Genomic DNA, 21,928 nt, shown 5'->3' on the forward strand with positions numbered 1-21,928 from the left:
CTTCTAACGAAAAATCCGCCATTGTGGGCGGATTGCCCCCGTTTTTCGATTTGTTCGCAAAATCCGACGACTTGGGTATGCCGATTGGCGCCGACGTTCTATTTCCTGTGTAACAAGGATTTTCATGACTTCGAGCAATACCCAAAGCCCCCTGGACGCAATCGCCGATCAGGCCCTCGGTCATTCCGCCGCCGCCGCCGCTTCCGCTGAAGCCCCCGCGCAGGCCGCTGAAGCCACCGACGGTTCGGCGTTCGCGGCACTCGGTCTGTCGCCGGAGATCGTCTCCGGGCTGATCGCAGCGGGCTACAAGGCCCCGACGCCCGTGCAGGAACGCGCCATTCCTGCCGCCATCGCCGGCCGCGACCTGCTGGTCTCGAGCCCGACCGGCTCGGGCAAGACCGCAGCCTTTATGCTGCCCGCTATCGAGCGCTTCGCGCAGATCCAGAAGACTCTCGCTGCCCAGCCGCGCGAGCCGCGCCCGCAAGGCGCGAACGGCCAGCAAGGCGATCGCCGCCAGCGCCGTCCGCAACCGGTGGCGCGCCCCGGTCTGCTCGTCCTCACGCCGACGCGTGAACTCGCGATGCAGGTGACCACGGCCGCTTCGACGTACGGCAAGCACCTGCGCCGTCTGCGCACGGTCAGCATTCTCGGCGGCGTGGCTTACGGCCAGCAGCTGATGCTGCTCGCGAAAAACCCCGAGATTCTCGTGGCGACCCCGGGCCGTCTGCTCGATCACCTCGAGCGCGGCCGCATCGATCTGTCCGAACTCAAGATGCTCGTGCTCGACGAAGCCGACCGCATGCTCGACATGGGCTTCATCGACGACATCGACACGATCGTCGCCGCTACGCCCGAAACGCGTCAGACGATGCTGTTCTCGGCCACGCTCGACGGCAAGATCGCTTCGATCACCGGCCGCCTGCTGAAGGACCCGGAGCGCATCGAGATCGTGCGCAAGGTCGAAGCGGCCTCGAACATCGCGCAGACCGTGCACTACGTGGACGACCGCGATCACAAGGATCGCCTGCTCGACCATCTGCTGCGTGACGAAAGCCTCGATCAGGCTGTCGTGTTCACGGCCACGAAGATGGACGCCGACCAACTGGCCGGCAAGCTCGCCGACGCTGGCTTCGAAAGCGCCGCGCTGCACGGCGATCTGCCGCAAGGCGCGCGCAACCGCACGATCCGTGCGCTGCGCGAGCGTCGCGTACGCGTGCTCGTCGCGACCGACGTCGCGGCGCGCGGCATCGACATCCCCGGCATCACGCACGTCTTCAACTATGACCTGCCGAAGTTCGCCGAAGACTACGTGCACCGTATCGGCCGTACCGGCCGTGCTGGCCGCTCGGGCACCGCGGTGAGCCTCGTGCATCATGCCGAGCAAGGCGCCCTCAAGCGCATCGAGCGCTTCGTGCGCTCGCCGCTGCCGGTGAACGTTGTGGAAGGCTTCGAGCCGCGCAAGGCACCGCCGGCGAACCGTGGCTTTGGCGGCCGTGGCCGTCCGGGCGGCGGCAACGGCGGTGGCCGTCGCTTTGGTAACGGTGGTGGCAACGGCAAGCCGGGTGGCTACGGCGCCCGCGGCGGCCAAAGTGGCAACGGCGGCGGCGATCGCAACGGCAACAGCTGGGGCAACAAGCCGGAAGGCTCGCGTAGCGGCTACGGTGCCCGTGAAGGCGGCTACAACTCGGGTTCGCGTGAAGGCGGCTTCGGCGGCGGCTCGCGCGGCGGCGAAGGCAACCGCGGCGGCTACGGCCAGCAACGCGAAGGCTATGGCCGTTCGCGCGAAGGCGGTGGCGGCTACGGCGCACGCCGCAACGACGGTCCGCGTGGCGCCCGTCGCGACAGCTAACTAGTTCAAAACGGCGCGCAGGGCGGCCTTCATGCCGCCCCGCCGCCGCAGCGAAATGCTCAGGACCGGTGCTCAGGCACCGGTCTTTTTTTATCTCCGCACAGATTTCACGATACGAAAAATTTTTTTGCTTCGTAAAAAATCGTGCTGCGTGGCACAAAGGGATCGATTGCAAGATGGAAAATAGCGTTTCACATCACAAAATAAATTACACAAAGCATTGATTTTATTTAAATAAAAAACCGGGAAAAAGCCCATTGCCTGCCTGTTGCCGGTCAGTCGATTTGCCTAGACTCTTATATAAGAGTTCGTGAATAGCAACCGCCGAATCCAAGACCCCGGCAAGTTCGTTTCGTGACATTCAGCGGTTCAGCCGTTTCGTTTCAGAGATCCACCTATCAGGCAAATGAAGGAGCCCACCATGTCGACTCGTCAACAGCAAGCTCAGCAACTCCAACAGCAATGGGAAACCGATCCGCGCTGGGAGGGCATCAAGCGCAACTACACGGCTGACGACGTGGTGCGCCTGCGCGGCTCGATCCAGCCGGAGCACACGCTCGCGAAGCACGGCGCCGAAAAGCTCTGGAAAGGCGTGAACACCGAGCCGTTCATCAACGCACTGGGCGCGCTCACGGGCAACCAGGCCATGCAGCAAGTGAAGGCCGGTCTCAAGGCGATCTATCTCTCGGGCTGGCAGGTCGCGGGCGACGCCAACCTCGCCGGCGAAATGTATCCGGACCAGTCGCTCTACCCGGCCAACTCGGTGCCGCAGGTGGTCAAGCGCATCAACAACACGCTCACGCGCGCCGACCAGATCCAGTGGTCCGAAGGCAAGAACCCCGGCGACGAAGGCTACGTGGATTACTTCCAGCCGATCGTGGCCGACGCTGAAGCCGGCTTCGGCGGCGTGCTCAACGCGTTCGAACTGATGAAGGCGATGATCGAAGCGGGCGCGGCCGGCGTGCACTTCGAAGACCAGCTCGCCTCGGTAAAGAAGTGCGGCCACATGGGCGGCAAGGTGCTCGTCCCGACGCGCGAGAACGTCGCCAAGCTCACGGCCGCGCGTCTGGCCGCCGACGTCTGCGGCGTGCCAACTGTGCTGCTCGCCCGCACCGACGCAGAAGCCGCCGACCTCGTGACCTCGGACATCGACGACAACGACCGCCCGTTCCTCACCGGTGAGCGCACCGTGGAAGGCTTCTTCCGCACGAAGAACGGCCTCGAGCAGGCCATCTCGCGCGGTCTCGCCTACGCGCCGTACGCCGACATGATCTGGTGCGAAACGGGCAAGCCGGATCTGGAGTTCGCGAAGAAGTTCGCCGAAGCGATCCACAAGCGGTTCCCGGGCAAGCTGCTCTCGTACAACTGCTCGCCGTCGTTCAACTGGAAGAAGAACCTCGACGACGCGACGATCGCCAGGTTCCAGCGCGAACTGGGCGCGATGGGCTACAAATTCCAGTTCATCACGCTCGCGGGCTTCCACTCGCTCAACTACTCGATGTTCAACCTTGCGCACGGCTATGCGCGCCAGAACATGAGCGCGTTCGTGGAACTCCAGCAGGCCGAGTTCGCCGCCGCCGAGAAGGGCTTCACCGCCGTGAAGCATCAGCGCGAAGTGGGCACCGGCTACTTCGACGCCGTGACGCAGACGGTCGAGCGCGAAGCGTCGACTACGGCGCTGCACGGCTCGACGGAAGACGAGCAGTTCTTCGACAAGAAGGTGGCGTAAGACCACCGGCAGCAGCGGCGGCGCAAGCCGTCGCGCTCGAACAGGCAGCCGGCACGCGTACCTTGGCGGGGCGCGCCGGCTGCCTGCCGACGCGGCCCAGGCACGTGCCGCCGGGCGTTCAGGGAGGAAGCGGTAGAGGACACAGGCCGCGCGTGCTGGACAGAATCCGGCCCGCGGCTCGCCCAGCCAACGCAGCGGGCGAGCGTGGCCTTGTGCTTCATCGCGAATCTGCAGGAAAGCGCCAGCTAGCGATACACGATCACCGGAATCTTCGTATGGGTGAGCACGCGCTGCGTCTCGCTGCCGATCAGCAGGCTGCCGAGCCCGCGACGCCCGTGCGAGGCCATGAAGATGACGTCGCAGCCGCCCGCTTCGGCGGCTTCGATGATGCCGAGATATGGCGAGGGATGCACGCTCGTCCGACTGTCGCAGATCACGCCCGCGTTGCGTGCCGCCGCCTCGATTTCGTCCAGATGCACTCGCGCCTCTCGCTCACTGCGCGTCTGGAAGTCGCCGGGCGGCTCGATCACCACATCGGCGTAAGGCGAGTACGGATATTGCGGCAGGCACGCGTAGGCCGTGACGCGTGCGCCCACGGTACGCGCGAGGTCGATCGCGCCGTCGATCGCCTTTTTCGAGAGTTCCGAACCGTCCGTCGGTACGAGGATGTGTTTGAACATGGCGCCCTTCGTGGTCTATCGGATTACGGGCAAGTCAAGTGTCACAGTCAAGGGTCGAAGCGCGCGCAAAAACTCAGCCGGCGTCTCGCGGGCGAGCGCCTGGCCCTCAGGTCGATTGTAGTGCGCGAAGAATCGCTGCAAGCCGTGCGTGCGGGTCATCCCGGATATCGGAAACACGCACTGCGCCCTATCCCCAGTAACCGGGTTGACCGTAGGTATGCTTGAGATAGTCGAGAAAGAGGCGCACGCGCAGCGGCAGATGGCGGCGCTGCGGAAACACGGCGTGAATGCCGATGGGCGGCGCGGCGAACGCGTCGAGCACGGTCACGAGCCGGCCCGCCGCGATGTCCTCGCCGACTTCCCACCACGAGCGCCACGCCAGACCGTGGCCCGCGAGGCACCACTCATGCAGCACGGCGCCGTCCGAGCATTCCATCGTGCCCGCCACGCGGATCGACACCACTTTGCCGTCCTGCTGGAACGCCCAGCCGCGCTGCTGGTTCAGACTCGCGCCGAAGGCGAGGCAGTTATGGCGTGCGAGGTCGGCGGGCGTTTCGGGCTCGCCGCGGCGCGACAGATACGCCGGCGCAGCCACGCACACGCGCCGGTTCTCACCGAGCTTGAGCGACACGAGCGACGAATCGGGCAATTCGCCGAGGCGCACGGCGCAGTCGAAGCCTTCGTTCACGAGATCGACGAGCCGGTCCGAAAGATCGAGCGCGATGCTCACGTCCGGATGCGCGACCGTGAAATCGGGCACGAGCGGCGCGACGTGGCGACGCCCGAAGCCTGCCGGCGCGGACACGCGCAGGTGCCCGCTCGCTTTCACGCCGCCCTCGGACACACTCGCCTCGGCGTTCTGCATGTCGTGAATGATGCGCTGGCAGTCCTCGAGGAACGCCGATCCTTCGAACGTGAGCGTGATACGCCGCGTGGTGCGCACGAGCAGCTTCACGCCGAGGCGCTCTTCGAGCGCATCGATGCGCCGGCCGATGATGGCGGGCGCCACGCCTTCGGCCTGGGCGGCGGCGGAAAGGCTGCCCTTGGCGGCCACGGTGACGAAGGTCTCGATCTGTTTGAAGCGGTCCATCGGTGGACACTGCGCGCACTGGGCGACGGAAACAGTGGAAAAGAGAAGGTAGGTCGACAGATTAGGTGGGTAAAAGTAAAAGATCAAGTGATCAATCCCGCCTTTTTCAGCGATACGACTCATGAATACAATCGACCTCGACCTCTGAAGATGGAGTGCAAGGCTATGTCGGCCACAACGACACCCACCACGACACGATTTCCCAAGGCAGTGATCTTCGACGCGTACGGCACGCTTTTCGACGTGCATTCGGTCGTCGCCGCCGCCGAGCAGATGTTCCCCGGCCAGGGCGAAGCGCTCTCGCAACTCTGGCGCCTGAAGCAGATCGAGTACACGCAGTTGCGCACACTCTCCGACCCGGCCGGCGCGCGCTACCGCCCGTTCTGGGACATCACGCTCGACGCGCTGCGCTACGCCGCGCGCCGCCTGAACCTGTCGCTCACGGGCGCGGGCGAAAAGCGTCTCATGGACGAATACGCTTGCCTCTCGGCGTTCCCCGACGTACTCCCCGTGCTGCGCCGCCTGCGTGAGCCACGCGAAGACGGCACGCGCATGGGCCTTGCGATCCTCTCGAACGGCAACCCGCAGATGCTCGACATCGCGGTGAAGAGCGCCGGCATGAGCAGCCTCTTCGACCACGTGCTTTCGGTCGACGCCGTGCGCGCCTACAAGCCGGCCGCCGCCGCGTATTCGCTCGGCACCGCCGCTTTCGACGCCGCGCCACGCGAGCTGGTGTTCGTGTCGTCGAACGGCTGGGACGCCGCGGGCGCCGGCTGGTTCGGCTACACCACGTTCTGGATCAACCGCCAGCGACTGCCCGCCGAAGAACTCGGGGTGGCGCCGCATGGCACTGGCGGCGGCATGGCAGAACTCGCCGCCTTTCTCGAAATCGCTGCGCCCGAACGGCAAAGCCGCCCTCGCCCCAGCCCGGGCGCGTGACGGACAAGCCGCTCGCCGCAGCCACCACAACCACACATTCACAATCTGACCGACCAAGGAGCAAGCAAATGGCGAACACATTGCAACTGCCGCAAGGCATGCAGATCACGGCTGACATCCAGCCCGGCTTCGAAACGATCCTCACGCCCGAAGCGCTCGAACTCGTCGCGAAGCTGCACCGCGCGTTCGAGCCCCGCCGCCAGGAACTGCTGAAGGCACGCGTCGAGCGCACGAAGCGCCTCGACGCCGGCGAGCGCCCCGACTTTCTTGCCGACACGAAATCGATCCGCGACGGCGACTGGAAGATCGCCGCGCTGCCGAAGGATCTCGAATGCCGCCGCGTGGAAATCACGGGCCCGGTCGAGCGCAAGATGATCATCAACGCGCTGAACTCGGGCGCGGACGCGTACATGACCGACTTCGAGGATTCGAACTCGCCGAACTGGGAAAACCAGATCGTCGGCCAGCTCAACCTGAAGGACGCAGTGCGCCGCACGATTTCGCTCGAACAGAACGGCAAGACCTACCAGCTCAACGACAAGACCGCCACGCTGATCGTGCGTCCGCGCGGCTGGCACCTCGACGAAAAGCACGTGACGGTGGACGGTCAGCGTGTGTCGGGCGGCGTCTTCGACTTCGCGCTCTATCTCTTCCACAACGCGAAGGAACTGATCTCGCGCGGCAGCGGCCCGTACTTCTATCTGCCGAAGATGGAAAGCCACCTCGAAGCGCGCCTGTGGAACGACATCTTCGTCGCAGCGCAGGAAGGCGTGGGAATCCCGCGCGGCACGATCCGCGCGACGGTGCTGGTCGAGACGATCCTCGCCGCGTTCGAGATGGACGAAATCCTCTATGAACTGCGCGAGCACAGCTCGGGTCTGAACGCCGGCCGCTGGGACTACATCTTCTCGGCGATCAAGAAGTTCAAGAACGACAAGGACTTCTGTCTTGCCGACCGCGCGCAGATCACGATGACGGTGCCGTTCATGCGCGCCTACGCGCTCGAACTGCTCAAGACCTGCCACAAGCGCAACGCACCGGCTATCGGCGGCATGAGCGCGCTCATCCCGATCAAGAACGACGCGGCCGCCAACGACAAGGCCATGGGCGGCGTGCGTTCGGACAAGGCGCGTGACGCAACGGATGGCTACGACGGCGGCTGGGTAGCGCACCCGGGCCTCGTGCCCATTGCGATGGAAGAGTTCGTGAAGGTGCTCGGCGACAAGCCGAACCAGATCGGCAAGCAGCGCGCGGACGTGAACGTCGCGGGCAAGGATCTGCTCGACTTCCGTCCGGAAGCGCCGATCACCGAAACGGGCCTGCGCAACAATATCAACGTGGGCATCCACTACCTCGGCTCGTGGCTCGCGGGCAATGGCTGCGTGCCGATCCACAACCTGATGGAAGACGCCGCGACCGCCGAAATCTCGCGCTCGCAGGTGTGGCAGTGGATCCGCTCGCCCAAGGGCAAGCTCGAAGACGGCCGCAAGGTCACGGCCGAACTCGTGCGCGAACTGATCCCGCAGGAGCTGGACAAGGTGAAGGCATCGGTCGGCGGCGACACGAAGCCGTACGAGCGCGCCGCGCAGATCTTCGAGCAGATGTCGACGTCGGAAAACTTCGTCGAGTTCCTGACGCTGCCGCTGTACGAAGAGATCTGATCGCTCGGTACGTCCAACGACTAGCCGATGCAAAAGGCCCGGCGGGTGTGAGCCCGCCGGGCCTTCGTGTTTTCATGCGCCGCGTCTCGAACGATCAGCGCGCGCGCCGATGCGCGACCCAGTCGCCGCCTGCGATCTCGGGGCGTCCTGCAATGGCGGCGGACGCAACCGGATAGTAGAGGCAAGCGATGCGTTCGCCCTGCAGCTCGATATTCACTTCCTGCGAAACGAACAGATTGTCGACGCCTGGGTAAACCTGCTCGATTTCGTCGAGCACGGCGAGGAGCGCGTCGTCGATTTCGTAGACGTCGCCAACGACCGTCGATTGCGCATCGGCCGACCCGGCCACCATCCCAGGATAGCTGCCGAAGTCGAAGAGCCGGCCGGCGAGCGTGGTAAGACCGAGGTGGCGCGGGCGCGCGATCGCGTTGCGATCCGCCGCGAGGTTGATGTCGTTGGTCTCGCCCGCACGCAGCGTGCCGTAGACGAACACGTATTTCATGGCTTTTCTCTCCTTCAGGGCGGCTCGCGCCACACGAGCACGCTGTCGATTCGCCCTCATTATGCCGGGCCATAGATGCGTGCGGCCCAGGCCTTGGAGCGCGAGACGTCTACAATGGGTGCATCAATCGCCAAAGTCGTCGCCAAACCCGCCGAACCCGCCGCCCTGCCCGTCATGCCCGCCCTGCCCGTCATGCCCGTCATGCCCGAGGATCTGCCCCACTTCGCATCCAGCGACGCACGCAACGAGGCGCAGCCGCACGCCGAACTCGTCGATATTCCGCCGGAGTTCGCGCCGACACCCACGCATCCCATCCGCGTGCGCTCGCGGCCCATGCCGGCCGGTGTGCGCATCGCGCAGCACACGCATGCGTGGGCGCAACTCGCCTACTCGTCGCGCGGCGTGCTGCGCATGGCGACGCCCGGCACGACGTGGATGGTGCCGCCCTCGCGCGCGATCTGGGTGCCGCCTCACATCACGCACGAAGTGGCGATCGTCGAGGACGCGTTCCTGCGCACGCTCTACGTAGACGAATCGGTGATTCCGCCCGGCCTCGACGCGTGCCGCGTGGTCGAAGTCTCCGGCCTCCTGCGCGAGACGATCGCGGCGCTCGACGAGCGCGGCATTCCCACCGCACGCGAGCGCCTGCTCGGCGCGCTGGCTCTCGACGAGATCACGCGCTCGGCGCCGCTGCCGCTCGCCGTGCCGATGCCCGAGGAAAAGCGCCTGCGCGCGCTGTGCGAAGCGCTGATCGCCGACCCGGCGGGACCCGGCTCGCTCGAATACTGGGCCGCACAGGTGGGCGCGAGCACGCGCACGATCGCGCGGCTCTTTCGTCGGGAACTCGGGGTGAGCTTTTCGCAGTGGCGCCAGCAGGCGATTCTCGCGCGCGCGATCCCGCTGCTCAATCAGGGACGCCCGATGGCCGTCGTGGCGCAGGAACTCGGCTACCAGAGCCAGAGTGCGTTTTCGGCGATGTTTCGCCGCGCCTTCGGCGAGAGCCCGCGCGCCTTCATCGCGCGCGGCACGGGCGGCCGCGACGAGGACGAACCGGAAGATTCCGTGGCCGCGGAGCGCGACGAACATCGCGACGACAACGCGCGTTGAGTGGGAGAGCGGGCCGGCTCAGACGAGCCGCGTCATGTGGCGAATCGAGCCGAGGCGCGCAAGCCTCGGACCCGCCACGCGATAACCCATGCGCAGATAGAGCCGTGCTGCGGGGTTATCGACGAACACGCGCAGTTGCAACTCGCGCAAGCCGCGCTCGCGGGCCCATTGGTGCGAGATATCGAGCAGGAACGTGCCGGCGCCATTGCCGCGATATCCCTGGGCGATCTGCACGTCGCGAATGTGCAGCGAGTCGCCCTCCTGCGTCACGCGCAGCACGCCGATTGCCTCGCCGTCGAGTTCGAGGATGAAGTTCTCCGACTCGCGATAGCTCGCCAGAAAGAGATCACCGCGCCAGACGAGGTGATGCCGCAGATAGTAGCCACCCATGTTGTTGCGCGTGAGCGTCTCCGCGAACTCGAAATCGTCCATGGTGGCGCGGCGCAGCTGAAACGGCGACGGAATGTCGTTCGGTGCGAACATGTCGGCAAGCGGGCAAACGAAGTTTCGACAACGCTACGATAACGCGCGGCCGCCGGCAATCGCAGATTGTCCGTACGGCCAACGAATTGAAGGATGGGGAATGGAAGGCAGGAGAAACGTCTGGGGAAAAAGAAAAAGCCCGTTGGACGTATCCAACGGGCTTCGTTCTGGCGGAGCGGACGGGACTCGAACCCGCGACCCCCGGCGTGACAGGCCGGTATTCTAACCGACTGAACTACCGCTCCAGCTTGCTGCTCACCGGCGGGCGTCGGTCGATTCCCGCTGGCGGCGTCGCCATACTGCTCTTTGGCGCCGCATTTTGATTTGGCGTCCCCTAGGGGATTCGAACCCCTGTACTCACCGTGAAAGGGTGATGTCCTAGGCCTCTAGACGAAGGGGACAACACAGGCATAAGCGCAGGCTTACGCCTCGGAACTGCAGCAGTTCGCCATTGCCGAAGCAACTGCAGAACGGCTTTGAATCTGGCGGAGCGGACGGGACTCGAACCCGCGACCCCCGGCGTGACAGGCCGGTATTCTAACCGACTGAACTACCGCTCCAGCTTGCTGCTCACCGGCGGGCGTCGGTCGATTCCCGCTGGCGGCGTCGCCATACTGCGTAGTGCTACTGTTTGGCGCCGCATTTTGATTTGGCGTCCCCTAGGGGATTCGAACCCCTGTACTCACCGTGAAAGGGTGATGTCCTAGGCCTCTAGACGAAGGGGACAACACGGGCTTGCGCCTGTAATCGTCACTTTAACTAAAAAGCCCGCTCACAGTTTCTGAACGGGCTCGATCTGGCGGAGCGGACGGGACTCGAACCCGCGACCCCCGGCGTGACAGGCCGGTATTCTAACCAACTGAACTACCGCTCCAGTTCGACATAGTCAGATGGATGGTTTATTTCCACCTGATACCTCGCCAATCTCATTGACGACGCACATGTCTGGCGTCCCCTAGGGGATTCGAACCCCTGTACTCACCGTGAAAGGGTGATGTCCTAGGCCTCTAGACGAAGGGGACATGATCTTTTCAGATAATGCCTTTACCACACTCTACTGCTTACTGCGCGTTCTGTTGGTGGAGGTAAGCGGGATCGAACCGCTGACCTCTTGCATGCCATGCAAGCGCTCTCCCAGCTGAGCTATACCCCCTTGCAGAACAGAAGCGAGATTTTAAACATCACTTTCGCTTTCGTCAAGAGCTTTTGAATCGTTTTCTGAAGCGCTTCGAGGTTTCCTTGAAACATCGTTGCCCGATTCTGCGGCTCTTTGCGTGAGATTCGCTGCTTATCTGCGGCTATCTCGCGCTCCGTATTCAACGGAGCCCGAATACTACAAGAACCGCCGCGCGGGCGCTAGGGTCCGGGCGAAAAATTCTTCAAAAATTTTACTTTGCAGCCGAAATACCCTTCTCGATTCGACTCACCACCGCATCGCGGCCGAACAGCACGAGCACCGCATCGACCGACGGCGTATGCGTGGTACCCGCCACGAGCAGGCGGGCCGGCATCGCGAGTTGCGGCATCTTGAGCTTGTGCGTGGCGAGCGTGGCCTTGAGCGCGGCCGAGACGCCCTCCTTCGTCCACTCCGCGCCCTTGAGCGCGGCGGCGAGATCGGCGAGCGCGGGGCGCACGGCTTCCGTGATGTGCTGGGCGAGCGCTTCGGCTTCCGGCTGCGGCTCGCGGTAGAACATCATCGCGCTCTCGGCGATCTCCTTGATCGTGTTCGCACGGTCCTTGAAAAGCGCGACCACGCCTTCGAGCGACGGGCCCTTGGCGAGCGCGGCTTCGTCCACGCCGAGCGCGGCGAAGAACGGCTTCGAGAGCTCGGCGAGGCGCGCGCTGTCCACTTCCTTCAGGTAGTGGTTGTTGAGCCAGTTGAGCTTGTTGTGGTCGTACTGCGCGGGCGACTTACCCAGGTGCTCGAGATCGAACCACTCCACGAACTGCTCGCACGTGAACACTTCGGCGTCGCCGTGCGACCAGCCCAGGCGCGCGAGATAGTTGAGCACCGCTTCCGGCAGATAGCCTGCGTCGCGATAGCCCATCACGCTCATCGCGCCGTGGCGCTTGCTCATCTTTTCGCCCTGCTCGTTGAGCACCGTAGGCAGATGCGCGTAGACCGGCGGCTCGGCGCCGAGCGCGCGCAGGATGTTGATCTGGCGCGGCGTGTTGTTCACGTGGTCGTCGCCGCGAATCACATGCGTGATCTTCATGTCGACGTCGTCCACGACTACGCAGAAGTTGTAGGTCGGTGTGCCGTCCGGGCGCGCGATCACGAGGTCGTCGAGCTCTTCGTTCGAGATCTCCACGCGGCCCTTGACGGCGTCGTCCCATGCCACCACGCCCATGAGCGGGTTACGGAAGCGCAGCACCGGCTGCACGCCCTCGGGCGGCGTGGGCAGCACCTTGCCCGGCTCCGGGCGCCACGTGCCGTCGTAGCGCGGCTTCTCGCCTGCGGCGCGCTGGCGCTCGCGCAGCGCGTCCAGCTCTTCGGTCGACATGTAGCACGGGTACACGAGGCCCTGCTCCTGCATCTGCTTGAGCACTTCGCGATAACGGTCCATGCGCTGCATCTGGTAGAACGGACCTTCGTCGAAATTCAGGCCGAGCCACTCCATGCCTTCGAGGATCGCATCGACCGATTCCGACGTCGAACGCTCGAGGTCGGTGTCTTCGATCCGCAGCACGAAGACACCCTTGTTGTGACGCGCGAACGCCCAGGGGTAAAGCGCGGAACGGATGTTGCCGAGGTGGATGAAGCCGGTCGGGCTCGGCGCGAAGCGGGTACGGACGACAGAGGTAGTCATGGGCGATTACTCGAAAGCGATGCCATCCGGAGCGCGGCGCCGGCGATAAAAGCAGCGACGGCGGCGGATGGCCAGGGTTCGCGGCGCGTTCGGCCCGCGCGGCTAGCGCGAGAGCGCCGGGGCGCGCGCAGCCTCGCGCACACGAACGGGAATCCGGAAAATTAGAGACCGGATTATACCCGCCATGCACCGCTTCGGCCTGGGGGCGAGGCCCGCAGCGCATGCGGGCGCCCCGCTTCTCTCCTGCAACGTCCGCGCGCCCGCAAGCCGTCGAGCGCGCTGTCATCTGCCGTCACATCGCGTTACATGCACGCCGGCTAAACCGGCCGCGCTTTGCCTTATGATGTCGGCGCGCCGCCATTACGATGCGGCGTCGCGCGCGCAAATACAGATACTCGGCCGCCCGCGCGAGCAGACCGGGGTACCGCGCCGTTCCTTGCCGGACACGCCCGCGGACCGCATGGAGAACCTTCTTGAAGCAGTCATCGCCCTCGTTGAGCCGCCGGCACTTTTCGCTTGCGGCCGCCTCCACCGTCCTTGCCGCGTGCACGACCGCGGGCACGCAGACCGCCAGCGTCCCGCCGCCCGTCACCACCGCGCCCCCGCCGCCCGTCGCGAGGCCGACGCGCCCGATTCGCGTGGGCCTCGCGCTCGGCGGCGGCGCGGCGCGCGGCTTCGCGCATATCGGCGTGATCAAGGCGCTCGAGGCGCGCAACGTGCAAGTGGACTTCGTGGTCGGCACGAGCGCGGGCTCGGTCGTCGCGGCGCTTTACGCCTCGGGCATGAACGGTTTCGCGCTCAACAAGCTCGCGCTGACGATGGACGAAGCCTCGATCAGCGACTGGGCGATGCCGTTTCGCACGCGCGGCCTCCTGCAGGGCGTGGCGCTCCAGAACTATCTGAACACCACGCTGCACGACCGGCCCATCGAGAAGATGGCGAAGCCGCTCGGCGTCGTCTCGACCGAACTGCGCACGGGCCAGCCCATCCTGTTCCAGCGCGGCAATACGGGCATTGCCGTGCGCGCGTCGTGCAGCATTCCGTCGATTTTCGAGCCCGTGAAGATTGCGGGCCACGAATACGTGGATGGCGGCCTCGTGAGCCCCGTGCCGGCCTCGTTCGCACGCAAGATGGGCGCCGACTTCGTGATCGCCGTGGACATCTCGGCGCGCCCGGAAACGGCCTCGACGCTGAGCCAGTTCGACGTGCTGATGCAGACCTTCACGATCATGGGCCAGACGATCAAGACCTACGAGCTCGACAAATACGCCGATGTCGTGATCCGCCCGAACCTCAACGCAATGTCGAGCAGCGACTTCACGCAGCGCAACGCGGCGATTCTCGCGGGCGAGGAAGCGGGCGCGCGCATGATGCCGGAGCTCGAGCGCAAGCTCGCCGCGGCGCGCCTGACGGCCTGAGCACTTGACCTGAGCCCCCTTCGGCAGGCGCACGAGCGCAAAAAAACGCAAAAAGCCTGCTTCGCAAGAAGCAGGCTTTTTTGTTCGCTACGACACCCCGATCAGTTGCCGCCGTTGCCGTCGAACTGTGCGCTCACGCGCTTGAGGCTTTGCTGCTGGTCCGGCGTGAACGACGTTTCGATACGGCGTGCACCCGTGAAGCGCTTTTCCCAGTAGCCGTCGTCGAGGTCGTCGACGCGGATCGTGCTGCCCGTGGACGGCGAATGCACGAACTTGTTGTCGCCGATGTAGATGCCGACGTGCGAGAACGTGCGACGCATCGTGTTGAAGAACACGAGGTCGCCCGGCTTCAGGTTGCTCATGCTGACCTTCTCGCCCACGCGGCTCATTTCCTCGGCGCGGCGCGGCAGCGACATGCCGAGCGTGTCCTGGAACACGTAACGCACGAAGCCGCTGCAGTCGAGGCCGGAGTCGGGCGTGTTGCCGCCCCAGCGGTAGCGCACGCCAATCATGTTGAGTGCGCCGACAACGACGTCGCCGGCTTTGCCGGCCATGCCGGAAAGGAACGCCTTGGCGCCGCCTTCGGTCGGGGCCGGAGCCGCCGCCGGGGTCGCCTGGTTGGCATTCTGGAGTGCGCTCTGCACTGCGGGGATGGACTGCAGATTCGCCGGGTTGTTCGGCGAAAATGAGGCATTCTGGTTAAAGCTGCTTACTTCGTCGGCGAACGCGCCGGGAGCTGCGGCCATCAGTACGCCGATGAACATCCCGGCGACGGCGCGCGTGCAAGCCTGGGTCAGGTATCGGTGCTGCATTGGTCGGTAGAAATTGCCCGTAAATCAGGGAGTTAGTAGAAAAGTTTGGACGATACTAGCCAGTAAGTATTTGTGTGTCAAAACAAATAGAAAAATTCAATCGCGACATTCACCTCATTGGTGAATTTCACCGAAATTCACTCTAAAGTTCCGCCAAAGCCTAGCGATCAAAGGCGGCTTTCAACAATTTTCGGGTGTAAGGATGGGTTGGGTTATCGAAGATATTCGCGACCTCTCCTGACTCGACAATCGCCCCGTTGTGCATCACCACCACCCGGTGCGCCATCGCGCCGATCACCTCCAGGTCGTGGCTGATGAACACGTAGCCCAGGTTGTACTTGCGTTGCAAATCCGTCAACAATCGCAACACCTGTTGCTGGATCGACACGTCGAGCGCACTGGTCGGTTCGTCGAGCACGATCACGCGCGGCTCCAGCACCAGCGTGCGCGCAATGGCGATACGCTGACGCTGGCCGCCCGAAAACTCATGCGGGTATCGTTGCAAGGCGGTGCGATCGAGGCCCACTTCACGCAGCACACCGACGACGCGCTTGCGCCGCTCCTCGCTGGGAAGATCGGGCCGATGCAGCAACAGCCCCTCCCCCACGATGCGCTCGATGGTCTGGCGCGGAGAAAGCGAACTGAACGGGTCCTGAAAGACAACCTGCAGATGCGAGCGCAAAGCCAGCCTGTCGCGCCCCCGATAGCTCGCGATCGGCCGCCCCTGGAACTCGACGACGCCGTCCGCGGTTCGCTGCAACCCCAACATCGCCATCGCCAGCGTCGTTTTGCCCGATCCGGATTCGCCGACGATGCCGAGCGTCTCGCCCTGGCGCACCACAATGTTCGCGTCGTTCACGGCGCGATAGCGCCCCTTTTGCCACCAGCCGCGAAAGCCCGGCAACTTCGTTGCGAAGTCGACGATCACATCCTTCGCCTGCAAGAGAACCGGCGCGATCGGCAGGACGGGCAGCACGTGGCGCTCGGGCCGGCTCGCGATGAGCCGTTGCGTGTACGGGTGTTGCGGCGCCTCGAAAATCTGCTCCACGCTGCCCGACTCGACCAGCCTGCCCTTCTCCATCACGGCCACGCGCTGCGCGAAGCGGCGCACAAGGTTCAGGTCGTGCGTGATGAGCAGCACCGACATGCCTGCGCCGCGATTGCGCTCCATCTCCTCGCGCTGCAATTCAAGCAGCAGATCGACGATCTGGCTGCGGATCGTGACGTCGAGCGCCGTGGTCGGCTCGTCGGCGAGCAAAAGGCGCGGACGGCACGCGAGCGCCATCGCGATCATCACGCGCTGGCGCTGGCCGCCCGAGAGCTGATGCGGATAGCTCGACACGCGCCGCCGCGCCTCGGTGATGCCTGTGCGCTCGAGCAAGCCCACAGCCTGCTCGTAGGCTGCTTTCTTCGAGACGCCGTCGTGCAGCACGATGGTTTCCGCGATTTGCTCGCCGACCGTGTAGAGCGGATTGAGCGCCGTCATCGGCTCCTGGAAGATCATCGCGACGTCGTTGCCGCGCAGACCGCGCATCGCGCGCTCGCTCTTCGCGAGCAGATCGTCGCCGTCGAGGCGGATGGCGCCGCTGATCCGCGCGCCTTGCAGGAGGCGCAAAACCGCGAGCGCGGTGACGGTCTTTCCCGAGCCCGACTCGCCGACGAGCGCCACGCGCTCGCCGCGCCCGATCGCGAGCGTGACGTCATCGACGGCGAGCGTCTCGTCAAAGTGCACGCTCAGGTGTTCGATCGAGAGGAGCGGCGCGGCTGCGTCCTGAGGCACGCTCACTGGTTGCCTCCGGCCTTCATGGCGTCGGAAATGCGCGTGTCGAGCGCGTTGCGTAGCGCGTCGCCGATGAAGGTGAGCAGCAGCAGCGTCGCCACGAGCACGCCGAAGGTCGAGAGCGCGATCCACCATGCGTCGAGATTGCGCTTGCCCTGCGCGAGCAGCTCGCCGAGGCTCGGCGTGGGTGCGGGCACGCCAAGGCCCAGGAAGTCGAGACTCGTGAGCGCGAGAATCGCGCCGCTCATGCGAAACGGCAGGAAGGTGATGACGGGCGTGAGGCTATTGGGCAGCACGTGATGCCAGATGATCTGCCAGTTCGAAAGGCCCATTGCGCGCGCGGCGAGCACGTAGTCCTGGTTGCGGTTGCGCAGGAATTCGGCGCGTACGTAGTCAGACAGGCCGATCCAGCCGAACAGCGAAAGCAGCACGATCAGCAGCACGAAGCCCGGTTCGAAGATCGCCGCGAAAATAATCAGCAGATAAAGCTCGGGGAGCGAGCTCCAGATCTCGATGAGACGCTGCCCGAAGATATCGACCTTGCCGCCGAAGTACCCTTGCACGGCGCCCGCCAGCACGCCGAGCAGCGTGCCGATGGCAGTCAGCACGAGCGCAAACTCCACCGACACGCGAAAGCCATAGAGCAAGCGGGCAAACAGGTCGCGGCCGCTCTCGTCGGTGCCGAGCCAGTTCTGGCGCGACGGCGGCGCGGGGTTCGGCACTTTCGCGAAGTAGTTGAGCGTGTCGTAGTAGTACGGGTTCGGCGGATAGATCGCGAAGTTGCCCGGCGCGTCGAAGCGGTGGCGAATGTACGGATCGAGGTAGTCGGCAGGCGTCGGGAAATCGCCGCCGAACGCGGTTTCCGGATAGTCCTTGAACAACGGGAAATACAGGTGCCCCTCGGAGCGCACGACGATCGGCTTGTCGTTGCACCAGAGCGGACCCGCGAGACTCGCCGCGAACGCAACGAGAAACACGATCAGGCTCCAGTAGCCAAGACGCTGCTGCTTGAAACGCAGCCACACACGGCGGGCCGGTGTGGGCGACTTGAAGGCGCGCACGCTCTCGGTACGCAGTTCGGGTTCGGCGCCAGCGCGGACTCGGTTCAACTCAGCGCTCCAGTTGTTCGAATTGGATGCGGGGATCGACCCACACGTAGCACAGATCGGAAATCAGTTTGGTTAGCAGTCCGATCAACGTGAAGAGGTACAGCGTGCCGAGCACGACCGGATAATCGCGCCGCACGACGGATTCGTACGAAAGCAGACCGAGTCCGTCGAGCGAGAAAAGCGTTTCGATCAGCAGGCTGCCGGTGAAGAACGCGCCGATGAACGCTGCCGGAAACCCCACCACGAGCGGCAGCAACGCGTTGCGAAAGACGTGCTTCCAGAGCACGGTGCGCTCCGAGAGCCCTTTCGCACGCGCGGTCAGCACGTACTGGCGGCGGATCTCTTCGAGAAAGGCGTTCTTGGTCAGCATGGTCGTAACGGCGAAACTGCCCACGACCGAGGCCGTCACGGGTAGCGTGATGTGCCAGAGATAATCGAGAATCTTGCCGCCGAGCGAGAGCGTGTCCCAGTTGTCAGACGTGAGATTGCGCAGCGGGAAGAGCTGCAGGAACGAGCCGCCGCCAAACAGCACGAGCAGCAGGACGCCCAGCACGAAGCCCGGAATCGCGTAACCGACGAGCACGACCAGACTCGTCACGAGGTCGAACCGCGAGCCGTTGCGCACCGCCTTCGCGATGCCCAACGGCACCGATATCAGATAAGTGAGAAAGAAGGTCCAGAGACCGATGCTGATCGAAACCGGCAGCTTGGAAATAATCAGCGACCACACGCTCTGGTGATGGAAATAGCTCTGTCCGAGATCGAAGCGCGCAAAGCGCCCGAGCATCAGGAAATAGCGTTGCAGCGGCGGCTTGTCGAAGCCGTACAGCTGCTTGAGCTGCGCGATCTGCTGCGCGTCCACGCCCGAATGCGCGCGCATGCCGAATGGCATGCCCTGCTCCGCACCTCGCCGCAATTCGCGCACCGCCTGTTCGACGGGGCCGCCCGGCACGAACTGGATCACGCCGAAGGTCAGCGTGAGCACGCCGAGCAGCGTCGGGATCATCAGCAGCAGCCGTTTGACGATGTAGCTCCACATGATTTCGATGCTTTCCGTCGTGTCCGTTGTCAATGACCGGCCGCTTGCGGCACGGGCTGGGGCTTGAACCACCACGTCGAGATGATCCAGTCGTTCGCGCCATAGTACAGCGGCAATTTTGCCGGATACGCCAGCGTGTTCTTGAACGCCACACGATGCGTCGCGCTGTACCACTGCGGCACCACATAGTAGCCGTGCATCAGCACCCGGTCGAGCGCATGCGTGGCGTCGAGCAGTTGCTGGAGCGTCTGCGCCTGCGTGAGCGCCTTGAGGATCGCATCGACGGCTGGCGCCTTCAGGCCGAGCAGATTGCCGGAGCCCGGCTCGTCGGCGGCCTTGCTGCCGAAGCGGTCGACCTGTTCCGCGCCCGGCACCTGGACGTCGGGGAACTTGATGGTCGTCATGTCGAAGTCGAAGGCGTCGAGCCGCTTCTGGTAGAGCGCGAAATCGACCGAGCGATAGTTCACCTGGATGCCGAGGCGCCTCAGCGCCTGCGTGTACTGCGCCATGATCGGCGCCCACTGCGCCGAAGCACTCGTGTCGTCGAGCACCTCGAACGTGAACGGCTCGCCCTTCGCATTGCGCAGCGCGCCGTCGCGGTAGGTCCAGCCGGCGTCAGCCAGAAGCGCGCGCGCCTTGAGCAGATTCGCACGTAGCGATCCTGGCGGGGTCGTATCGGGCTGCAAGGGCGGCGGCCCGAACACGGCGGGATCGAGCGACTTGCGCCAAGGCTCGAGCAAGGCAAGCTCGCCGGGCGACGGCAGGCCCTTTGCCTGTAGCTGCGTGTTCGCGAACCAGCTGTCGATGCGACGGTACTGGCTATAGAACAGCATGCGGTTGAGCCACGGGAAGTCGAGCGCGAGGTCGAGGGCACGGCGCACGCGCACATCCTGGAACACGGGCCTGCGCAAATTCATGACGAAGCCCTGCATGCCGGTGCCGTTGTGCTGCGGGAACTCGCGCTTGACGAGCTCGCCGCTGTCGAAGCGCTTGCCGACATCACGCCGCACCCAGTTGCGTGCGACGTATTCGACGAGCGCGTCGTACTCGCCCGCCTTGAAGGCCTCGAGGCGCGCCACGTCATCCGAATAGAGCTTGTAGGTAATGCGCTCGAAGTTGTTGGTGCCCACGCGCACCGGCAGGTCCTTGCCCCAGTAGTTGGGGGCGAGCTTGTAAGTGATCGTGCGGCCGTTCGAGTAGCGGTCGATCACATACGGGCCGCTGCCGATCGGTTGCTCGAACGCGAGCTGATCGAAGGCGATGCGGCCGCCGTCCGGGCGCAAACCCCACTTGTGCGAGAACACCGGCATGCCGCCCGCGATGAGCGGCAGCTCGCGGTTGTTGCTGCGGAACTCGAAGCGGATCGTCGCGGGATCGACCACCACCGCGCGCGTGATCTCGCTGAAATACGCCTGCATGGAGGGCGCGGCCTGGCGGCTCTTGAGGGTGTCGAGCGAAAACTTCACGTCTTCGGCGGTCACCGGGTCGCCGTTCGAGAAGCGCGCCTTCGGGTTGATGTGAAATGTCACCGAAAGCGCGTCGGGCGCGATGCGGATATCGTCGGCGAGCAAACCGTAGGCCGAGGCCACTTCGTCGAGGCTGCCCGTCGTGAGGCTCTCGAAGAGCATGCCGAGCCCAGGCGCCGCGTTGCCGCGCAGCGTGAACGGGTTGAACTTGTCGAAGCTCGTGAGGCGGTCCGGATTGGCGAGGACGAGCGTGCCGCCCTTGGGCGCATCCGGATTCACGTAGTCGAAGTGCGCGAATCCTTGTGGATATTTGGGCTCGCCGTACTGCGCGATGGCATAGACCGCGTGAGCGCTTGGCATGGCCATCAGCCCGAATGCAAGCGCCAGACCCATCGCCGCCAATCTTTTGCCGAGCGCGAGCCGAGCCGCAGGAACGATTGCCCCAAGCGCGCCGAGCGCCGTCCTGCCTCGCGTTCCTGTCGTCATAGATCGGTAATTGTCTGGGCTGCCTTGTCAGTTGTGAGAGAATTCTACCCAAACCACGCGGCGCCGCCCCCACAGGCGCTGGCGCATTGACCTGATTTAGGAGAATTCATGGGCTTCCTCGCTGGCAAACGCATCCTGTTGACCGGCCTGCTGTCGAACCGTTCGATCGCGTACGGCATCGCGCAGGCATGCAAGCGCGAAGGCGCGGAACTGGCGTTCACGTACGTCGGCGACCGCTTCAAGGACCGTATCACCGAGTTCGCGCAGGAGTTCGGCAGCACCCTCGTGTTCCCCTGCGATGTGGCCGACGACGCGCAAATCGAAGCGCTCTTCACGGATCTCAAGCAACACTGGGACACGCTCGACGGCCTCGTCCACTCGATCGGCTTCGCGCCGCGCGAGGCGATCGCAGGCGACTTCCTCGATGGCATGACGCGCGAGAACTTCCGCATTGCGCACGATATTTCGGCATACAGCTTCCCGGCGCTCGCCAAGGCCGCCAAGCCGATGCTCGCCCAGAACGCCTCGCTGCTGACGCTGACCTATCTCGGCGCAGAGCGCGCGATTCCGAACTACAACACCATGGGCGTCGCGAAAGCCGCACTCGAAGCGAGCGTGCGTTATCTCGCGGTGGCGCTCGGTGCGCAAGGCGTGCGCGTGAACGGCATCTCCGCCGGCCCGATCAAGACGCTCGCGGCAAGCGGCATCAAGGGCTTTGGCAAGATCCTCGATTTCGTCGAGCAAAACGCCCCCCTGCAGCGAAACGTGACCATCGAGCAGGTCGGCAACTCCGCCGCGTTCCTGCTCTCCGATCTGGCAGCCGGCGTGACCGCCGAGATCATGCACGTCGACTCGGGCTTCAACGCCGTGGTTGGCGGCATGGCCGGCCTCGAGTAAGCCTCCCTTCGCGTTGCGTGCGCGTCGTTGCGCGCGCAACGGCAAGAATGCAAAAGCCGCCCGCTGGGCGG

The 21,928-nt window shown here is 64.6% G+C and carries 17 protein-coding genes and 7 tRNA genes; 7 read left to right on the top strand and 17 right to left on the bottom strand.

Annotated elements, in window-relative coordinates:
• Positions 1 to 124: 124 nt before the first annotated feature.
• Positions 125 to 1,849: a DEAD/DEAH box helicase gene (locus M3I56_RS04800; protein WP_254352782.1), complete on the top strand. Its 1,725-nt coding sequence runs from the start codon at positions 125 to 127 to the stop codon at positions 1,847 to 1,849.
• Positions 1,850 to 2,270: 421 nt separating this feature from the next.
• Positions 2,271 to 3,578, top strand: coding sequence for an isocitrate lyase (gene aceA / locus M3I56_RS04805; RefSeq protein ID WP_254352783.1), 1,308 nt, complete (start codon positions 2,271 to 2,273; stop codon positions 3,576 to 3,578).
• A 245-nt stretch (positions 3,579 to 3,823) separates the two neighbouring features.
• Here the strand turns inward: aceA and M3I56_RS04810 are convergent, their stop codons facing one another.
• Together M3I56_RS04810 and M3I56_RS04815 are read right to left on the bottom strand one after the other, a co-directional pair.
• Complete coding sequence (locus M3I56_RS04810; protein WP_028204090.1) at positions 3,824 to 4,258, bottom strand: universal stress protein; 435 nt, start codon at positions 4,256 to 4,258, stop codon at positions 3,824 to 3,826.
• A gap of 187 nt (positions 4,259 to 4,445) precedes the next feature.
• The gene (locus M3I56_RS04815) at positions 4,446 to 5,348 is read right to left on the bottom strand and encodes a LysR family transcriptional regulator (RefSeq protein ID WP_254352784.1); all 903 of its coding nucleotides are present in this window, start codon (positions 5,346 to 5,348) and stop codon (positions 4,446 to 4,448) included.
• A 165-nt stretch (positions 5,349 to 5,513) separates the two neighbouring features.
• Here M3I56_RS04815 and M3I56_RS04820 point away from each other — a divergent pair, with 165 nt between their 5' ends.
• Positions 5,514 to 6,287, top strand: coding sequence for a haloacid dehalogenase type II (locus M3I56_RS04820; RefSeq protein ID WP_254352785.1), 774 nt, complete (start codon positions 5,514 to 5,516; stop codon positions 6,285 to 6,287).
• Between the two features lie 68 nt (positions 6,288 to 6,355).
• Entirely contained in the window at positions 6,356 to 7,948 is a 1,593-nt protein-coding gene (gene aceB, locus M3I56_RS04825; protein ID WP_254352786.1) for a malate synthase A, read from the top strand.
• 94 nt (positions 7,949 to 8,042) lie between these two features.
• Here the strand turns inward: aceB and M3I56_RS04830 are convergent, their stop codons facing one another.
• Positions 8,043 to 8,450, bottom strand: a complete 408-nt coding sequence (locus M3I56_RS04830) for a gamma-glutamylcyclotransferase (RefSeq protein WP_254352787.1) — start codon at positions 8,448 to 8,450, stop codon at positions 8,043 to 8,045.
• 114 nt (positions 8,451 to 8,564) lie between these two features.
• On the opposite strand from M3I56_RS04830, the gene M3I56_RS04835 reads away from it, so the two are divergent.
• Positions 8,565 to 9,557 (top strand): helix-turn-helix domain-containing protein, encoded by a 993-nt coding sequence (locus M3I56_RS04835; RefSeq protein ID WP_254352788.1) that lies wholly within the window; start codon positions 8,565 to 8,567, stop codon positions 9,555 to 9,557.
• Positions 9,558 to 9,575: 18 nt separating this feature from the next.
• On the opposite strand, the gene M3I56_RS04840 is transcribed toward M3I56_RS04835, so the two are convergent.
• The 9 genes from M3I56_RS04840 to gltX all read right to left on the bottom strand — a co-directional run bounded on the left by M3I56_RS04840 (position 9,576) and on the right by gltX (position 12,850).
• Positions 9,576 to 10,040, bottom strand: coding sequence for a GNAT family N-acetyltransferase (locus tag M3I56_RS04840; RefSeq protein ID WP_028204095.1), 465 nt, complete (start codon positions 10,038 to 10,040; stop codon positions 9,576 to 9,578).
• Positions 10,041 to 10,208: 168 nt separating this feature from the next.
• Positions 10,209 to 10,285: transfer RNA gene (locus M3I56_RS04845), tRNA-Asp, on the bottom strand.
• A gap of 80 nt (positions 10,286 to 10,365) precedes the next feature.
• A tRNA-Glu gene (locus tag M3I56_RS04850) sits at positions 10,366 to 10,441 on the bottom strand.
• A gap of 82 nt (positions 10,442 to 10,523) precedes the next feature.
• A tRNA-Asp gene (locus tag M3I56_RS04855) sits at positions 10,524 to 10,600 on the bottom strand.
• Between the two features lie 90 nt (positions 10,601 to 10,690).
• Positions 10,691 to 10,766: transfer RNA gene (locus tag M3I56_RS04860), tRNA-Glu, on the bottom strand.
• 71 nt (positions 10,767 to 10,837) lie between these two features.
• A tRNA-Asp gene (locus M3I56_RS04865) sits at positions 10,838 to 10,914 on the bottom strand.
• A 72-nt stretch (positions 10,915 to 10,986) separates the two neighbouring features.
• A tRNA-Glu gene (locus tag M3I56_RS04870) sits at positions 10,987 to 11,062 on the bottom strand.
• Between the two features lie 55 nt (positions 11,063 to 11,117).
• Positions 11,118 to 11,193, bottom strand: a tRNA-Ala gene (locus M3I56_RS04875).
• Positions 11,194 to 11,428: 235 nt separating this feature from the next.
• Positions 11,429 to 12,850: a glutamate--tRNA ligase gene (gene gltX, locus M3I56_RS04880; protein ID WP_254352789.1), complete on the bottom strand. Its 1,422-nt coding sequence runs from the start codon at positions 12,848 to 12,850 to the stop codon at positions 11,429 to 11,431.
• Positions 12,851 to 13,323: 473 nt separating this feature from the next.
• Between gltX and M3I56_RS04885 the strand changes: the two genes are divergently transcribed.
• The gene (locus tag M3I56_RS04885) at positions 13,324 to 14,268 is read left to right on the top strand and encodes a patatin-like phospholipase family protein (RefSeq protein WP_254352790.1); all 945 of its coding nucleotides are present in this window, start codon (positions 13,324 to 13,326) and stop codon (positions 14,266 to 14,268) included.
• 101 nt (positions 14,269 to 14,369) lie between these two features.
• Here the strand turns inward: M3I56_RS04885 and M3I56_RS04890 are convergent, their stop codons facing one another.
• The 5 genes from M3I56_RS04890 to M3I56_RS04910 all read right to left on the bottom strand — a co-directional run bounded on the left by M3I56_RS04890 (position 14,370) and on the right by M3I56_RS04910 (position 20,960).
• Complete coding sequence (locus tag M3I56_RS04890; protein WP_254352791.1) at positions 14,370 to 15,080, bottom strand: C40 family peptidase; 711 nt, start codon at positions 15,078 to 15,080, stop codon at positions 14,370 to 14,372.
• A gap of 160 nt (positions 15,081 to 15,240) precedes the next feature.
• Positions 15,241 to 16,866, bottom strand: a complete 1,626-nt coding sequence (locus M3I56_RS04895) for a dipeptide ABC transporter ATP-binding protein (RefSeq protein WP_254352792.1) — start codon at positions 16,864 to 16,866, stop codon at positions 15,241 to 15,243.
• Positions 16,863 to 17,969: an ABC transporter permease gene (locus M3I56_RS04900; RefSeq protein ID WP_254352793.1), complete on the bottom strand. Its 1,107-nt coding sequence runs from the start codon at positions 17,967 to 17,969 to the stop codon at positions 16,863 to 16,865. Before M3I56_RS04900 ends, M3I56_RS04895 begins: the two co-directional genes overlap by 4 nt.
• 1 nt (position 17,970) lies before the next feature.
• The gene (locus M3I56_RS04905; protein ID WP_028204101.1) at positions 17,971 to 19,008 is read right to left on the bottom strand and encodes a microcin C ABC transporter permease YejB; all 1,038 of its coding nucleotides are present in this window, start codon (positions 19,006 to 19,008) and stop codon (positions 17,971 to 17,973) included.
• Positions 19,009 to 19,037: 29 nt separating this feature from the next.
• A complete protein-coding gene (locus M3I56_RS04910) occupies positions 19,038 to 20,960 on the bottom strand; it encodes an extracellular solute-binding protein (RefSeq protein ID WP_375541679.1) in 1,923 nt (640 codons plus the stop codon).
• A gap of 108 nt (positions 20,961 to 21,068) precedes the next feature.
• Between M3I56_RS04910 and fabI the strand changes: the two genes are divergently transcribed.
• Positions 21,069 to 21,857 (top strand): enoyl-ACP reductase FabI, encoded by a 789-nt coding sequence (gene fabI / locus M3I56_RS04915; protein WP_254352795.1) that lies wholly within the window; start codon positions 21,069 to 21,071, stop codon positions 21,855 to 21,857.
• The last annotated feature ends 71 nt before the right edge of the window (positions 21,858 to 21,928 follow it).

The organism is Paraburkholderia sp. CNPSo 3281 (assembly GCF_024206515.1).
GTDB classification, from domain to species: domain Bacteria; phylum Pseudomonadota; class Gammaproteobacteria; order Burkholderiales; family Burkholderiaceae; genus Paraburkholderia; species Paraburkholderia nodosa.

Bases quoted from the DNA above. Each gene is read 5' to 3' on its own strand.
- M3I56_RS04800 (WP_254352782.1), top strand. From the start codon at position 125: ATGACTTCGAGCAATACCCAAAGCCCCCTGGACGCAATCGCCGATCAG.
- aceA (WP_254352783.1), top strand. From the start codon at position 2,271: ATGTCGACTCGTCAACAGCAAGCTCAGCAACTCCAACAGCAATGGGAA.
- M3I56_RS04810 (WP_028204090.1), bottom strand. From the start codon at position 4,258: ATGTTCAAACACATCCTCGTACCGACGGACGGTTCGGAACTCTCGAAA.
- M3I56_RS04815 (WP_254352784.1), bottom strand. From the start codon at position 5,348: ATGGACCGCTTCAAACAGATCGAGACCTTCGTCACCGTGGCCGCCAAG.
- M3I56_RS04820 (WP_254352785.1), top strand. From the start codon at position 5,514: ATGTCGGCCACAACGACACCCACCACGACACGATTTCCCAAGGCAGTG.
- aceB (WP_254352786.1), top strand. From the start codon at position 6,356: ATGGCGAACACATTGCAACTGCCGCAAGGCATGCAGATCACGGCTGAC.
- M3I56_RS04830 (WP_254352787.1), bottom strand. From the start codon at position 8,450: ATGAAATACGTGTTCGTCTACGGCACGCTGCGTGCGGGCGAGACCAAC.
- M3I56_RS04835 (WP_254352788.1), top strand. From the start codon at position 8,565: ATGGGTGCATCAATCGCCAAAGTCGTCGCCAAACCCGCCGAACCCGCC.
- M3I56_RS04840 (WP_028204095.1), bottom strand. From the start codon at position 10,040: ATGTTCGCACCGAACGACATTCCGTCGCCGTTTCAGCTGCGCCGCGCC.
- gltX (WP_254352789.1), bottom strand. From the start codon at position 12,850: ATGACTACCTCTGTCGTCCGTACCCGCTTCGCGCCGAGCCCGACCGGC.
- M3I56_RS04890 (WP_254352791.1), bottom strand. From the start codon at position 15,080: ATGCAGCACCGATACCTGACCCAGGCTTGCACGCGCGCCGTCGCCGGG.
- M3I56_RS04905 (WP_028204101.1), bottom strand. From the start codon at position 19,008: ATGTGGAGCTACATCGTCAAACGGCTGCTGCTGATGATCCCGACGCTG.
- M3I56_RS04910 (WP_375541679.1), bottom strand. From the start codon at position 20,960: ATGACGACAGGAACGCGAGGCAGGACGGCGCTCGGCGCGCTTGGGGCA.
- fabI (WP_254352795.1), top strand. From the start codon at position 21,069: ATGGGCTTCCTCGCTGGCAAACGCATCCTGTTGACCGGCCTGCTGTCG.